A 13,816-nucleotide genomic window follows, 5' to 3' on the forward strand; every position below is an offset into this window, starting at 1 on the left:
GTTTCTTCAGGCAGATCGCGGATTCAGGGTTTGCGGTTGCTGCGTCGGAGTGCCGCCCAAACCGTTCGCAGCCTCGCGGGCTCGGCAGCGGCTACATGGCTACGTGGCGTGTTCGGAGTATTCGACTTCCAGCGCGTCGAGCTGGTGATCGAAGCTTTTCAGGCGCGCGGTCCAGGTGTAGACCAGCACTTCGAAATCGCGGTTGATCACCGCGCCGCCCGGGGTTTCCGAACGCGGGTCGCAGAAATCCAGTTGATAGCGTTCGCGGGCCATGGCGGCAGCGACATCGGACAGTTCGCGGGCATTGTTCAGCCAGTGGCGACCGTCGGCGGCCTGTTTATCCAGTAATACGCACTGTTTTTTCAGGGCTTCGAGGCTTTTTTCCAGGGGGGTGCCGGTCAACTCGCCCATGACTTCCTGGAAGGTCCGCCCCGGCTGCCAGTAACTGCCCCAGAAGTAACGGTCGAACACCGTCTCGACCCGGCGCAGGGCGACTTTGGTGTCCCAGATCGCGACCAGGGTCTTGCCCTGCTCCAGCTGCCTTTTCTTGATTTTCTGGGTCTGGAACGACGTCCAGGCCACGAAAACGATAGCGCTCACCGCAATCAGCGCGCTGGCGCTGTCGAGAAAGATCATGGCCTTGTCGATCTGGTGCGCCAGCATGACACCGTAGAAATAAGTCGCAGAAAGCAGCACCAGTGCGACGATGGCGCACCAGAAGCCGAGAGCATAAGGGTTTTTCATTATTGGAATCCCCATGACCATCACGTGCCAGACCGCTGGCCGAGCACTGGACGCAAGGTGCTCAGCCAACTGTTCAAAGCATAGCAACGGCCTCAGGGTTTGGCGGGGTTCGAGGCTTGCGTTCGTCCGCTTTCCCAGCCACCGCCCAGGGCCAGGAACAGGTCGATCTGACTCATCGCCACCTGGGTGTTGGCCGCGGCCAGTTGGGCCCGTACGTCGGTATAGGTGCGGGTCGCCTGCAGGTCGGCGAGGAACGACTCGCGGCCGGCCTGGAAGAAGCGATGGGTCTGGTCGGCGGCCTGCCGCGCCGACTGCTCGGCCTCGGCCAGGGCGTCGCGACGTTGCAACTGGGCACTGTATTGGGCCAGGCCGGTCTGGGTTTCGCGGATGGCGTTGAGCACCACCCCGTCGAAATGCGCCAAGGCGCCCTGGCTGGCGGCTTCGGCCTGGTGAATGCGTTCGCGGGCGCCGTTGGCCGGTACCGTCCAGCTGACCAGCGGGCCGAAGCCCCAGCGGTTGGTGGAGGGTTTGCCGAGGTTGTCGACAATGCCCACGGTGCCGACGGTCGCGCCAATGCTGATGTCCGGGTACAGCGCGCCAGTGGCGACGCCGATATCGGCGGTGGCCGCGGCCAGGCGCCGTTCGGCCTGGCGCACGTCGGGGCGGCGCTTGAGCAGGGTCGCGCCGTCACCCACCGGCAACAATTGCGCAATATGCGGCAGCTCGGCACAGCTGTCGGTGCCGGCCGGCAACTGGTTCAGCGGCTTGGCCAGGAGCATCGACAAGCGGAACAGGCCGGCCTGGCGCGCCGCTTCATAGCGCGGCAGTTCGGCGCGCAGGGACTTGAACTGGGTCTGCGACCGGGTGACCTGGGTTTCGTCGCCACGCCCGGCGTCGCGCAGGCGCTGGATCAGCGCGGTGCTCTGGGCCTGCAGATCCAGGGAGTGCTCGGCGATCTCGCGCTCTTCATTGGCCGCGCATACCTGGGTATAAGCCCGCACTACGTCGGCCACCAGGGTGATGCGCGCGGTGTCGGCCGCCGCCTGGGTGGCATCGGCGTTGGCCTGGGCCGCCTCGATGCCGCGCTGCAGGGTGCCGAACAAATCGAACTGATAAGAGGTGCTGACGGACAGGTTACCGACGTTGGCCACCGGTACTTTCTCCGGCAGCAGGAAGGCTTCGCCGGACTCCTGCAAGCGCTCGACCCCGGCCTTGACCCCGCCGCTCCAGCCGCCGGCCGCCTGGGCCTCGTCGACCTGGGCGCGGGCCCGCGCCAGGTTGGCCGCCGCGACCCGCAGGTCGGTGTTGGAGGCCATGGCCTGCTGCACCAGCTGGTCCAGGCGCGGGTCCTGGTACAAGCGCCACCAGTCTGCCGGGACTGGCGCCGAGACCACCTTGTCGCTCGATCCGGCCAGCTCGCCCTGCAAATCGCCGCGGTGCAGCGCCGCGTCGTCCGGCAGGTGATAGTCCGGGCCGACCATTTGGCAGGCTGGCAGCAGCAAAAAGCCGAGCCCGGCCGTGGCTAAACGCAGGCCGCTGTTCATTGCCCCGGCTCCGACCGGCTTTGCGCCTGATCGTCGATGATCGACACGGTGGCGGTGCGCCCGGCGATCATGCGGAAGTCTTCCGGCACCTCGTCGAAGGCAATGCGCACCGGAATCCGCTGGGCCAGGCGCACCCAGCTGAAGGCCGGGTTGACGTTGGGCAGCAGGTTGGAGCCACTGCTGCGATCGCGGTCCTCGATGCCGGCGACGATGCTTTCGACATGCCCGCGCAGCCGCGCGCGATCACCGACCACGCGGATATCGACGCCCTGGCCGATATGAATGCCGTCGAGCTTGGTTTCCTCGAAATAACCATCGATGTGGAAGGAGTTGCTGTCCACCACCGACAACACCGGGCGCCCGGCGGTGACGAATTCCTGGGTGCGTGGCGCGCGGTCGTTGACGTAGCCGTCCACCGGGCTGCGGATCACCGAACGGTCGAGGTTCAGCTGGGCGCTGTCCACCGCCACCTGGGCCTCGGCCAGGGCCGACTGGGCGCGGGCCACGCGGGACTGGCTTTCTTCCAGCTGCTCGCGCGGCACCAGGTTGCCCAGGCCGAGGTTACGCCTGGCCTCGCGCTGGGCCTGGGCCAGGGTTTCCTGGCGGTCGGCCAGGGACGCCTTGGCCTGGCGCAGGGCCAGGCTGAAGCGGTCCTGGTCGATGCTGAACAGCACCTGGCCGCACTTGACCAACTGGTTGTCGCGCACCTGCACCTGCTGGATCAGCCCGGAGACATCCGGGGCGATCTGCACGATGTCGGCACGGATATGCCCGTCCCGGGTCCAGGGCGCGAACATGTAGTACATCACCATGCGCCAGACCACCACGACCGCGAAGCTCACCACCAGCAAGGTCAGGACCACACGGCCAATGGTCAATAAAGGTTTTTTCATGTCATCAGGTATCGACTGAGTGAGTCCACGGCGCCGAGCAGCAAAGCGTACAGACCAACGTTGAACAAAGCCCGGTGCCAGACCAGGCGATAAAAATGCAGGCGTGTCAGCAGCCCGTGGACCACCAGGTACAAGCCATAGGTAAGGCCCATCAGCACCAGCAGCGTGGGCAGGAACACCCCGCTGATATCCAGGTCACCGATCATAAAGGCGCTCCATCGATGCCATGGGGCAGCGGTTCCTCAAGCTCGCCACCGCCGACGAACTCCACACCGGGCAGCAGGGCCAGGCGCAGGCCGCTGAGGGCGTGCAGCAGATGCAAACGGGTTTCGCGGTCGTCCTGGCTGTGGGCATCCAGGGTGCGACGGGCGCGGTCCAGGGTCATCAGCAGGCCGCTCGGCGCCGGCAGGCGTTCGCCGGCCTTGAGGCAGGCCTTGAAGTAGGCGCCGACCTCGGCCACCACCTGGCGCAACAGCACCTGCGCGTTGCCCTGGGCCCGCGGCGCATAGGCCAGCAGGTCCAGCAGGTTCAGGCCGACACGCACTTCGCGCAGGGCGCCGCCGGTGTCCTGGCCGGTCATGGCCAGGCGCGGCAGGTGCTGCATCAGGCGGTCGAGCATCTGCACCCCCAGATGGCGGTGTTCGGCCAGGTTGGCGGGCTCGGTCATGCCGACGATGTCCTGCCAGCTGAAGCGGGTCATGCGCTTGGCCGCCAGTTCCGAGCCGAACGGCCGGGCGACCAGGGTCCAGACAAAGGCGAACAGCAGGCCCATGGGCCCGGCCAGGTTGGAGTTGGCGAAGCTCAGGAAGTCGGCGTCGTAGGCGCCCTGGATGCTGATGAAGGACGAGGTGTTGACGATGGTCAGCAGCATGCCCAGGTAAAAGCGCGGCTGCACCGTGAGGGTGCCGACGCAGATGAACGGCACGGCGAAGGCCAGCACCAGCATCGGGAAATCGTGCAGGTTGGGCAGGATCAGGAACAGGTAGAGGCTGGCGAACAGCACCGACATCGCGGTCCAGAAGAAGAACCGGTAGATCTGCGGCGCCGGGTCGTCCATCGAGGCAAAGAAGCTGCAGGCCACCGCCGCGAGGATCACCGCGCTGCCGCCGTCGGTCCAGCCCAGGAGAATCCACAGCACCGAGGCGACGATGATCGCCAGGACAGTGGAGGCTACCGAATACAGCATCAGCCCGCGGTCGAGGAATGGCGTCAGGCGGCCCAGGCGCCAGTGGCGATAGACCGCGCGCCAGATGTCCTGGCTTTCGCACTGGATGGCGTGTTGCAGGCTGCGGCAGTCCTGCCATAGGTCGATCCACTCGCCAAGGCGGTACAGCGCGTTGGAAAACAGCAGCTGGCGCCGGTCGTCGAGGGCTTCGGCGTCCGGTTGCAGCGCTTCGAGCTGGCCGCGCAGGGCCTGCCAGCGCTCGACCGACGCGCCCTGGGCGGTGCTTTCCAGCCATTGCCCGGCCTGGGCCAGCAGCGGCGCGAACTGCTCCACCAGCTCCGGGGTACGTCGCTCCAGGGCGTACAGGGCATCGTCCAAGGCGTCCACCACGGGCAGCAGGTGAATCATACGCCCGCGCAATTCCTTGGTATTGCGCACGGTCTGCGGGCGTGCGCCCTCATGGGGCAACTGGCCGATCATCAGCTCCAGGCTGTTGAAGGTGGCGACCATGGACGCGCGCAAGGCGCTGACCTCTTCGGGCTGCACGTTGCGGCTGAGAAAGCGCTGGCTGTAGGTGGAGGCATCGGCGAACCATTTGCCCGCCGAATCGACGAACACCGGCGCCAGCCGCCGTGGCCAGAACATACTGCCGATCACGGCCGCGCAGACGATGCCGAGGAAGATCTCCTCGGTGCGGGCCTCCGCCACGTCCCACACCCCCAGCGGGTTATCCACCACCGGCAGGGCGATCAGCGGCAGGCTGTAGCCGGCCAGCATCAGCGCATAGCTGTTGGCGGTGCGCAGGTGCAGGGAGAGGAACAGCAGGATCCCGGTCCACAGGGCGATGATCACCACCAGCAGATAGGGGCTCTGCACGAACATCGGCACGAACAGCACCGCCGCCGAGGCGCCGAGCAAGGTGCCGATCGCACGGTACAGCGCCTTGGAGCTGGTGGGCCCGACGAACGGGCTGGAGACGATGTACACCGTGGCCATCGCCCAGTACGGACGCGGCATCTGCATGAGCATGGCGATGTACAGCGCGATCATCGACGCGGCAAAGGTGCGCACGCCGTAGAACCAGTCGCGCGCCGGCGGCACGCCGGTAAAGAATCCGCTCAAGAAGGCACCGCCGACGGCTGGGCAGCCGACTCGAAGGCGCGGATCACCTTCAGCGCCGTCTCAAGGTCCGCGGGTGTGATGCCTTCCAGCACCTCGCGACGCAGGCGCACCAGCTCGGCTTCCACCGACTGCACCAGCTCGCGGCCGGTGTCGGTCAGGCTCAGGCATTTGGCCCGGCGATCGTGGGGGTCCTCGGTACGGCAGGCGTAGCCGGCGCTGCACAGCTGGTCCAGCAGGCGCACCAGGGACGGGCTTTCCATCCCCGCCGCCTGCGCCACCGTCACCTGGCGCACGCCCTCGCCCAGGCGCCCGATCATCAGCAGGGGCACGGCGCAGGCTTCGGAGATTCCATAGTTGACCAGCGTGCTCTGGCAGATCCGCCGCCAATGTCGGGCGGCGACCACCATGCCACTGCTGATATTCATCTGGAGTGATTCGAGAGAGTCGGGCAAAAGAAGGTTCGCACACTGTTAGTTTGCTAACTATCAATGGTGCATGGGGGGATAATCTCAGTCAAGTTTTGAAACAATTGAATGACCATTAACCGGAAAATACCTCAGCGCTTTCGTGCCCGCTCATACACGGCGCTGCGTTCACGTTTGCCCACGGCCACCACCGAAACCACCACCTGATCCTCGATCACTTGGTAAACCAGGCGATAGCCAGAGGCCTTGAGCTTGATCTTGTAGCAGTCCGCCATGCCGTGAAGGGCATCCGCGGGCACCCGTGGCATTTCCAGGCACTCGGCCAGCTTCTTCTTGAATTGCTCGCGCAGGGTATGACCGAGCTTGTCCCATTCCTTGCGCGCCGAAGGTAGAAACTGGAGCTTATAAGTCATCCAGATTTACCGGGACCGGGGTCTCGTGCCGACGGGCACGGACAATCTCCGCCAGTTCAAGATCGTCAAGACGCTCCATCATGGCTTCAAACACGTCGGCCGGGACCATATAGCCCATGACCCGGTTGTGATTGAGCACCGCAACCGGACCACCGTGTGCGCCGCTCAGGACAGCCGAGGGGTTTTTTTTCAGTTCAGACACGCTGACAGCTTTATCAGCCAATACGCTTTGCATGATTAAGACCTCTAATTTGGTCTTAATTCTGGTCTATTTCCAGGGCAACATCAATTCGCGCCTCAAACACCCCGCCCCTTCCTCAACAACACATCCAGCTGATCCACCACTTCCGCCCAGTCGGCGTCGTCGAGGATCTCGTTGCGCAGGAAATCCGCCTGGCTGCTGGTCCAGAAGAAGGCATCCGCCAGGTGCAGTTCCGGCTTGAGCGGCGAATGGGTGGCGATGAAACGGTCGATGCCCTCGGGGTCGTCGGGCAGGCCGAGTTGTTTGAACAGGGCGGGCAGGCTGTGGGATGGGGATTCCATGGGGGCTCCTGAATGGGTTGGGTGTTGGTTGAACCACTGCTGCGCAGTCGATCGCAAACAAGCTCGCTTCTACAGAAAACAAGCATTTTTGTAGGAGCGAGCTTGCTCGTGAAAGGTGGGTACATACGCCGACGGCGCTAGGCTCTGTACGAAAAGTGGCTGCGCTCGGCCATGCTGCGTTAAAAACAGGCTCGGAATGCTCATTTAGGCCCCTAAACTCCGCTTCCTCGCCTGTTTTTGCCTTGCCTGACCTTCGCTCGCCGACTTTTCGTACAGACCCTAGTAACTGACCTCGCACACCTCGGCATGAGGCACCATTTTCAGGTACTCGTCCATGCTCAGATGCACCAGGTTGTTGTGGTTGCCGGCTTCCAGGTAGATGTCTTTCTGCCGGGTCAGCAGCGGATCGATCACCACGTCCAGCCCATAGGATTCGCCCAGGGCCGGTACCGCGCCGCGTTCGCAATCGTTGAACAGATGCGCCAGGGTGCTTTCCCGGGTGATCTGCCATTCGTTGCTGCCGCGCACCTTGCTCAGGTCCAGGTGGCGGCTGGCTGGCAGCACGGCCATCAGGTAGTGGCCGTGACTGTCGTCGAGGATCACCGACTTGGCCACGCGCTCGGCGGGAACTCCCGCCACCCGAGCGGTCTCCAGGCTGCTCGACGAATGTGGATGAGCCACCACGTCAAAATCGCAATGCGCCTGTTCCAGGCTGCGTTGCACGGTTCTTGCCATACGCATGATGCACCTCGGTGTCCTGAACGGCTTTGCAGGACTATGGGTTAACGACTGTCACTCCCTTCACAAAGTCTAGGCCGCGCCGCCCTCACCCACTGACGAACTTCCGAACGGCACGCGAGCAAGAGGCTGCTCAAAATTTGCTCAATCCCACGCTCTACTAGACTCAAGGACAAAGCCAGCGAACGGCTGGCAACCGAGGCACATGACTCTCCAGGAGGGTCGAATGAACGAGCGTGGGTGGCGGGCGACACTGAAGGGGCTGCTGCTGGCTGTGCTGATCGGCCTGCCGACCGGGCACGCCCAGGCCGTGAAGCCGGTGGTGGTGCTCACCGTCAACGATGTGATCAGCCCCGCCAGCGCCGACTACGTGGTGCGCGGCCTGGACAAGGCCGCCGACGAGCACGCCCAACTGGTGGTGCTGGGCATCGACACCCCGGGCGGCCTCGACACCTCGATGCGCTCGATCATCAAGGCGATCCTCGCCAGCCCGGTGCCGGTGGCCAGTTTCGTCGCCCCCAGTGGCGCCCGCGCCGCCAGCGCCGGCACCTACATCCTGTATGCCAGCCACGTCGCCGCCATGGCCCCGGGCACCAACCTCGGGGCCGCCACCCCGGTGCGGGTCGGCATGCCGGGGCAGCCCGACCCGGGCGGCAACCCGCCCGCCGCGCCACGCTCGGACAAGAACCCGGAGCCGGACACCGACACCCTCAGCCACAAACAGATCAACGACGCCGCGGCCTATATCCGTGGCCTGGCGCAATTGCGCGGACGCAACGCCGAATGGGCGGAACAGGCCGTGCGCGAGGCCGTCAGCCTGCCGGCCCAGGAAGCCTTGAAGCTGAAGGTGGTCGACTATGTCGCCGATGACCTGAGCGGCCTGCTCAGGCAACTCGACGGCAAGTTCCTCATCGCCGCCGGCCAGGCGGTGCAGCTGCATACCCTGGGGGCGGCGGTGATCCATCACGACCCGGACTGGCGCACCCAACTGCTGTCGGTCATCACCCACCCCAGCGTGGCGTTGATCCTGATGATGATCGGCATCTACGGGCTGTTCTTCGAGTTCGTCAACCCGGGCACCGCGGTGCCCGGCGTACTCGGCGGCATCTGCCTGCTGCTCGGTTTGTACGCCTTGCAGCTGCTGCCGGTGAACTACGCCGGCGTGGCCCTGATCCTGCTGGGCATCGCCTTCATGGTCGCCGAAGCCTTTCTACCGACCTTCGGCGTCATCGGTTTCGGCGGCATCGTCTCCTTTGTCGTCGGCGCGGTGATCCTGATGGACACCGATGTCCCGGGCTATGGCATTCCCCTGCCGCTCATCGTCGGCCTGGCGGTGATCAGCGCGCTGCTCCTGGCGACACTGGCGAGCATGGCGCTGCGCGCACGACAGCGCCAGCAGGTGGCCGGCGACGCGGGGCTGGTGGGCAGTGTCACGGCGATCACCGCGGTGCAAGCGGGCAACCCTTACAACGGCTGGGTGCTGTTGCAGGGCGAACACTGGCAGGTCCTGAGCGCAACGCCGCTGCAAACCGGACAACTGGTACGGGTAGTGGCGCGCAAGGGGCTGCTTCTGGAAGTGGCGACGGCCGAGGCCGCGCCGCGAGGAGGATGAAATGGGTCTGGAATTGGGTTTTGGCGCGCTGCTGGCGCTGCTGTTGGCGCTGGCGGTCTCGACGTTTCGCATCCTGCGCGAATACGAGCGCGGGGTGGTGTTCCAGCTCGGGCGCTTCTGGAGGGTCAAGGGGCCGGGGCTGGTCCTGCTGATTCCGGTCGTCCAGCAGATGGTCCGCGTCGATTTGCGCACCGTGGTGCTCGACGTGCCGACCCAGGATGTGATCACCCGCGACAACGTCTCGGTCAAGGTCAACGCCGTGCTGTATTTCCGCGTGCTGGACGCTCAGAAGGCGATCATCCAGGTCGAGGATTTCCTCATGGCCACCAGCCAACTGGCCCAGACCACCCTGCGCGCGGTGCTGGGCAAGCACGAGCTGGACGAACTGCTGGCCGAGCGCGAACGCCTGAACGCCGATATCCAGCAGGTGCTCGACGCCCAGACCGACGCCTGGGGCATCAAGGTGGCGAACGTCGAGATCAAGCACGTCGACCTCAACGAATCGATGATCCGCGCCATCGCCAAACAGGCCGAAGCCGAGCGCGAACGCCGGGCCAAGGTGATCCACGCCGAAGGCGAATTGCAGGCCTCGGAAAAGCTCATGCAGGCCGCCGAAATGCTCGGCCGCCAGCCCGGCGCCATGCAACTGCGTTACATGCAGACCCTGGGCGCGATTGCCGGCGACAAGAGCTCGACCATTGTCTTTCCGCTGCCCATCGAACTACTCAAGAGCATGGCGGACTTGTCGCCGAAGAGCTGAGCCGCAATTGCGGCACCGCCCTGCTGCGCCACTGTTCCAGCGCCGCGTAAGGCGCCTGCGCCCATTGCTCCAGCTGCTCCCGCAGCCGCGCTGAAGCCTGTTGCTGCTTGCCCTGGCGATCATCGACAAAGGCCTGCGCCGGCTGCTTGGCGTGCTGGCCGATACGGGCGAAGGCCGCCCGGCGTTGCTCGGTGCCCAGGCCGAAAAAATCGCCCAGGTGGCCGTCCATGGCGGCGGGCAGTTCGCTGTAGTTCAGCGCCAGGCCATGGTGTTCGCGGCAGTGTTCCAACCCCAGCCGCAACAAACGCCCCAGACGCCGGGCGACCCAGCTTTCCCGGTCCAGGAAAGGCTCGCCGTCGTCCAACGCGCTGGGCCCGATCAGGCCCGGCGTCATGTGCATGCCGGCCCGGCGCAGATGCGACACGGCGATCTCCAGCGGGTCGCGATACACAAACAGCCACGGCGTATCGGCGAAGCACTGGCGCAGTAGCGGCAGCTCACCGATGTTCCAGGCATCGAGCTTGATCACCAACCGCTGCTCAGTACCACGGCGTACCTGCCCATAGGCCGACAACAGGCCCACAAGCGCGGCAGCCCGCTCCTGCGGGGCCAGCGAGCCGCGCAGCAGGGCATCCAGCGGCGGCGGTTCGGACACCACGATATGGTCGTCCAGGCAGGCCAGAATCTGGCTGAGCAGGGTCGAGCCGCAGCGCGAGGCATGAAAGATAAAGGCGCTGGGAGCCAGGCCCGGGCTGCGTTGACGCCATTCGGTCAGGGCAGACAAAGGCGTCTGGCGGCGGAACGCCTGATTGAACGGCAGGCGCAGGGCTTCCTCGACCGCCTCGCGGAAAAACGGCTGCGACAGCGGCCTGTCGCCGAACCAGCACCAGTCGACCCGCCATTCGCCACCCGGCTGCCAGAGGCGGATCGGCAACCAGCCGTGCAGGTTCAGGCCATCCATTGTTCATTCCACAGACGCCGCCCCTGGCGCATGGCCGAACGCAGGTCTTCGCGGGTGAACGCCAGGCCACGCTCGGCCGCCAGGGCAAGGGTGCGCTCGATGAAGATTTCGCTATCGGTCAGCGCCTGCAAGGCCTGGCACAGCGCGATGTCCTCTTCAAGCAGTCGGCAAAACCGCGCGAAGTCCAGGGCGGCGCGGCCCAGGCCAGGTGCCGGGGTGGTCGGCGCGCCGTCGGCAATCGCCTGTTCCAGCCAAGGGTCGGGGCGACAGTCGAGTACCAGATGAATACGTGCCTGAGTGTCGTAGTTATCCACCCGATGCGCGCGCGACAGGTCGAGAAACCAGCACTCTCCCGCCAGCATCGGCATGCGCTGCCCGTCGAGCAGGAAATCCACCCGCGGCGGGCTGAACAGCGGGATATGCAGGCGCAGGTCGGCGTCCGGGCCGCCCAGGTCGTAGTCGCGGTGTTCATGGATGCGCGCCCCCGGCCCCAACCGCAGCAGGCGCGCCGAGACGATCCGCAAGGGCAGGTGCCGCAATGCCTGTTGCCAGTCCGGGTCCTGCCGCCAGGGCTCGCGCTGCACCGGCAGGCCCTTGCCCGGCGCCAGCTCGGAGGGCGCGTCAAGCGCCGAGATCAAGGCCACGCCGCTCCAGTCGCCCTCGTAATAATCGCCGTTGAAGTGGCCCTGCCAGGCGCTTGCGTCGATTCGCGCCAGGGCGCGCAACAGCCGCGGCAGGTCCACGCTGACGGGCAGGCGGGCGAACGCCGGACGGCTCATGAGGCCGGCAGCACCTTGCGCTCGACCAGCCAGCCGAGCAATTGCCCCAGGCAGTCCTCGACCGACTGGGTGCCGGTGTCCAGCTCCAGCGCGGCCCGTGGCGGCTCGTAGGGCGCCGAGATACCGGTGAACCCCGGCAACTCGCCGCTACGGGCGCGGGCGTAATGGCCCTTGGGATCGCGCTGCTCGCAGACCGCCAGCGAGGCGCTGCACCAGACTTCCAGGTAGTCCTCGCCCAGGCGCCGGGCGAACAGCTCACGCTGCTCGATCAGCGGGGCGATCATCGCCAGGATCACGATCTGCCCGTTGTCCACCAGCAGGGCCGCCAGCTCGCTGGCGCGGCGAATGTTTTCCCGACGGTCGGCCTCGGCGAACCCCAGGTCGCGGTTCAGGCCGCCGCGCAAGGCATCGCCGTCCAGCACCAGGCTCTGCCGACCGTGCTGGAACAGCCCGGCCTGCAGCGCCTGGGCCAGGGTCGACTTGCCCGCCGCCGGCAGGCCGGTCAGCAGGATCGCCACGCCGCGATGGCCGTTGCGCGCCTCGCGCTGGGCGCGGCTGACGCTGGCCTGGGGGGCCTGCAGGTTATTGTCTTTGGGCATGGGCCACCGGCGTGCTGATGTTGCCCGCCGCCCAGTCGGCCTCGCGGCTGGCCAGCGCCGTGGCGATGGACTGCACCTGGGTCGATTGCACCTCGTCGGGCAGCGGGTCGAGGCCGGCGCTGGCGAAGATCTGCCCGTAGGCGTTGCGCAGGTCGGCATAGGCCAGGTCGCGCCGCAGGTCAGCCTGCAAGGTGTTCAGCTCGCCCTGGATCAGGTCCAGTTCGCCGATGCTGTTGGCCTGGTAGCGGTTGCGCAGCTGGCCGACGATCTGCCCGTCGATGTCCGCCAGCTCCTGGCTGGTCTTGAACTGGCGCAAGGCGTCGCGGTAGTTGGCGTTGGCCACGTAGACCTGGGCCAGCACGGCAATCGACATGGCCTGGCGACGGGCCGCGGCGACGTCTTCTCCGGCCTTGGCGGTGTCGATGGCCGCCGGCGCGGACAGCACATTGAACAGGTTCCAGGTGACCTTCACCCCGTAGTCGGCCCACTTGTCATTGACCAGGAACGAGTTGCTGTCGTAATGCCCGCCGGCGGAGAACTCCAGGCCCGGCAGCAGGCGCAGCATGGCCTTGCGGGTCTCCGCGGCGCTGATGCGGCTCTGGTAATCCTGCTCGCGCAGCTCCGGCCGGCTGGTCAGCGCCTCGTGCTCGAGGCGGGCCATATCGACCTTGAGTTCCGGCACCGGGTAATCGTCGCTGGTCGCCAGGGTCAGGTGGGTGGTCATCGGCAGGTTGATCAGGGTCGCCAGCTCGGTCTTGGCCAGGGACAACGCCCGGCGCTGCTCCTCCAGCTGGCGCGTGGCCTCGATCAGCGAGCGCTGGTAGGCCAGGGCCTGCACCGGGTCGCCGATGCGTTGCTGGCTCATGCTCTGGCTATTGTCGCGGGCCTGCTCGACCCGGCCCATGAGGCTGTCGATCTGCTTGAGCAGGCGTTCGGCCGCCACCGCCCGCCAATAGGCCGAGCGCACGTCCTGAACGATGGTGTTGATCACCTTGCGCCGGCGCTCCTGGACGATCAGTCGCTGGTCGCCCTGCTGCTTGGCGTTGATGTAGCTGACGCCGAAGTCCAGCACGTTCCAGACCATGGTCAGGTCGGCCACCCTGCGGTCCCGGTCCTGGGAGGTCGACGGCTCCAGGGACTGGGTGCCGGTCTCCACGCTCTGACTGCTGGAGGCACTGACGTTGTTGCGCCCCACGTAGCCGGCGGAGAGGGCCATGCGCGGCAGCATGTCGAAACTGGCGAGGTCCAGCTGGCGTTTGGCCAGGGCCTCTTCCATGATTTTCAAGCGGCCTTCAAGGTTGTACTTCACCGCCCGGGCCATGGCCTGGTGCAGGGTCAGCGGGCCGCTCAGCGGCTCCTGGTCCTTGTACATGCTGTGCAGGTCGCTCCTGGCGCGCTGCTCGCTGGCACTGCGTTCGATCGGTTTACTGCTGACGGCACAACCGCTGACCATCAGCGCCAACAAGCTGACCCCGAACAACTTCTGACTTTTATTCATCCTTGTCTCGCCCCTGGGTG

Annotated in this window: 16 protein-coding genes; 2 read left to right on the plus strand and 14 right to left on the minus strand. The window is 65.9% G+C overall.

Annotated elements, in window-relative coordinates; translation table 11 throughout:
* Positions 1-99: 99 nt before the first annotated feature.
* The 10 genes from BM019_RS29535 to BM019_RS29580 form a co-directional block, all read right to left on the minus strand.
* Positions 100-744, minus strand: coding sequence for an NADH:ubiquinone oxidoreductase subunit N (locus tag BM019_RS29535; protein WP_037004411.1), 645 nt, complete (start codon positions 742-744; stop codon positions 100-102).
* Between the two features lie 92 nt (positions 745-836).
* The gene (locus tag BM019_RS29540) at positions 837-2,288 is read right to left on the minus strand and encodes an efflux transporter outer membrane subunit (RefSeq protein WP_092422494.1); all 1,452 of its coding nucleotides are present in this window, start codon (positions 2,286-2,288) and stop codon (positions 837-839) included.
* Entirely contained in the window at positions 2,285-3,181 is an 897-nt protein-coding gene (locus BM019_RS29545; protein WP_092422497.1) for an efflux RND transporter periplasmic adaptor subunit, read from the minus strand. The genes BM019_RS29540 and BM019_RS29545 overlap by 4 nt, the downstream gene beginning before the upstream one ends.
* Complete coding sequence (locus BM019_RS29550; RefSeq protein WP_007932080.1) at positions 3,178-3,387, minus strand: DUF1656 domain-containing protein; 210 nt, start codon at positions 3,385-3,387, stop codon at positions 3,178-3,180. Before BM019_RS29550 ends, BM019_RS29545 begins: the two co-directional genes overlap by 4 nt.
* Positions 3,384-5,468 (minus strand): FUSC family protein, encoded by a 2,085-nt coding sequence (locus tag BM019_RS29555; RefSeq protein ID WP_087092318.1) that lies wholly within the window; start codon positions 5,466-5,468, stop codon positions 3,384-3,386. The genes BM019_RS29550 and BM019_RS29555 overlap by 4 nt, the downstream gene beginning before the upstream one ends.
* Positions 5,465-5,893, minus strand: a complete 429-nt coding sequence (locus tag BM019_RS29560; RefSeq protein WP_085533251.1) for a MarR family winged helix-turn-helix transcriptional regulator — start codon at positions 5,891-5,893, stop codon at positions 5,465-5,467. The genes BM019_RS29555 and BM019_RS29560 overlap by 4 nt, the downstream gene beginning before the upstream one ends.
* Positions 5,894-6,024: 131 nt before the next feature.
* Positions 6,025-6,306, minus strand: coding sequence for a type II toxin-antitoxin system RelE family toxin (locus BM019_RS29565; RefSeq protein WP_085533249.1), 282 nt, complete (start codon positions 6,304-6,306; stop codon positions 6,025-6,027).
* Complete coding sequence (locus BM019_RS29570) at positions 6,296-6,541, minus strand: type II toxin-antitoxin system Phd/YefM family antitoxin (protein ID WP_062824057.1); 246 nt, start codon at positions 6,539-6,541, stop codon at positions 6,296-6,298. The genes BM019_RS29565 and BM019_RS29570 overlap by 11 nt, the downstream gene beginning before the upstream one ends.
* 62 nt (positions 6,542-6,603) lie before the next feature.
* Positions 6,604-6,849: a DUF2789 domain-containing protein gene (locus BM019_RS29575; RefSeq protein ID WP_009041599.1), complete on the minus strand. Its 246-nt coding sequence runs from the start codon at positions 6,847-6,849 to the stop codon at positions 6,604-6,606.
* A 279-nt stretch (positions 6,850-7,128) separates the two neighbouring features.
* Positions 7,129-7,590: an aminoacyl-tRNA deacylase gene (locus BM019_RS29580; RefSeq protein WP_062824058.1), complete on the minus strand. Its 462-nt coding sequence runs from the start codon at positions 7,588-7,590 to the stop codon at positions 7,129-7,131.
* Between the two features lie 223 nt (positions 7,591-7,813).
* Between BM019_RS29580 and BM019_RS29585 the strand changes: the two genes are divergently transcribed.
* Together BM019_RS29585 and BM019_RS29590 are read left to right on the plus strand one after the other, a co-directional pair.
* Positions 7,814-9,199, plus strand: coding sequence for an NfeD family protein (locus BM019_RS29585; RefSeq protein ID WP_092422500.1), 1,386 nt, complete (start codon positions 7,814-7,816; stop codon positions 9,197-9,199).
* A 1-nt stretch (position 9,200) separates the two neighbouring features.
* Positions 9,201-9,959, plus strand: a complete 759-nt coding sequence (locus BM019_RS29590; RefSeq protein WP_092422503.1) for a slipin family protein — start codon at positions 9,201-9,203, stop codon at positions 9,957-9,959.
* Here the strand turns inward: BM019_RS29590 and BM019_RS29595 are convergent.
* Genes BM019_RS29595 through BM019_RS29610 form a run of 4 tightly spaced genes read right to left on the minus strand, consistent with a single transcriptional unit; the run spans position 9,925 to position 13,796 of the window.
* Complete coding sequence (locus BM019_RS29595; protein WP_092422506.1) at positions 9,925-10,920, minus strand: sulfotransferase family protein; 996 nt, start codon at positions 10,918-10,920, stop codon at positions 9,925-9,927. The genes BM019_RS29590 and BM019_RS29595 overlap by 35 nt on opposite strands.
* Entirely contained in the window at positions 10,908-11,699 is a 792-nt protein-coding gene (locus tag BM019_RS29600) for an aspartyl/asparaginyl beta-hydroxylase domain-containing protein (RefSeq protein ID WP_092422509.1), read from the minus strand. Before BM019_RS29600 ends, BM019_RS29595 begins: the two co-directional genes overlap by 13 nt.
* Positions 11,696-12,298, minus strand: coding sequence for an adenylyl-sulfate kinase (gene cysC / locus BM019_RS29605; protein WP_092422512.1), 603 nt, complete (start codon positions 12,296-12,298; stop codon positions 11,696-11,698). Before cysC ends, BM019_RS29600 begins: the two co-directional genes overlap by 4 nt.
* Entirely contained in the window at positions 12,282-13,796 is a 1,515-nt protein-coding gene (locus tag BM019_RS29610) for a TolC family protein (protein WP_092422515.1), read from the minus strand. The genes cysC and BM019_RS29610 overlap by 17 nt, the downstream gene beginning before the upstream one ends.
* Between the last annotated feature and the right edge of the window lie 20 nt (positions 13,797-13,816).

The organism is Pseudomonas sp. NFPP07 (assembly GCF_900115645.1).
GTDB lineage: Bacteria > Pseudomonadota > Gammaproteobacteria > Pseudomonadales > Pseudomonadaceae > Aquipseudomonas > Aquipseudomonas chlororaphis.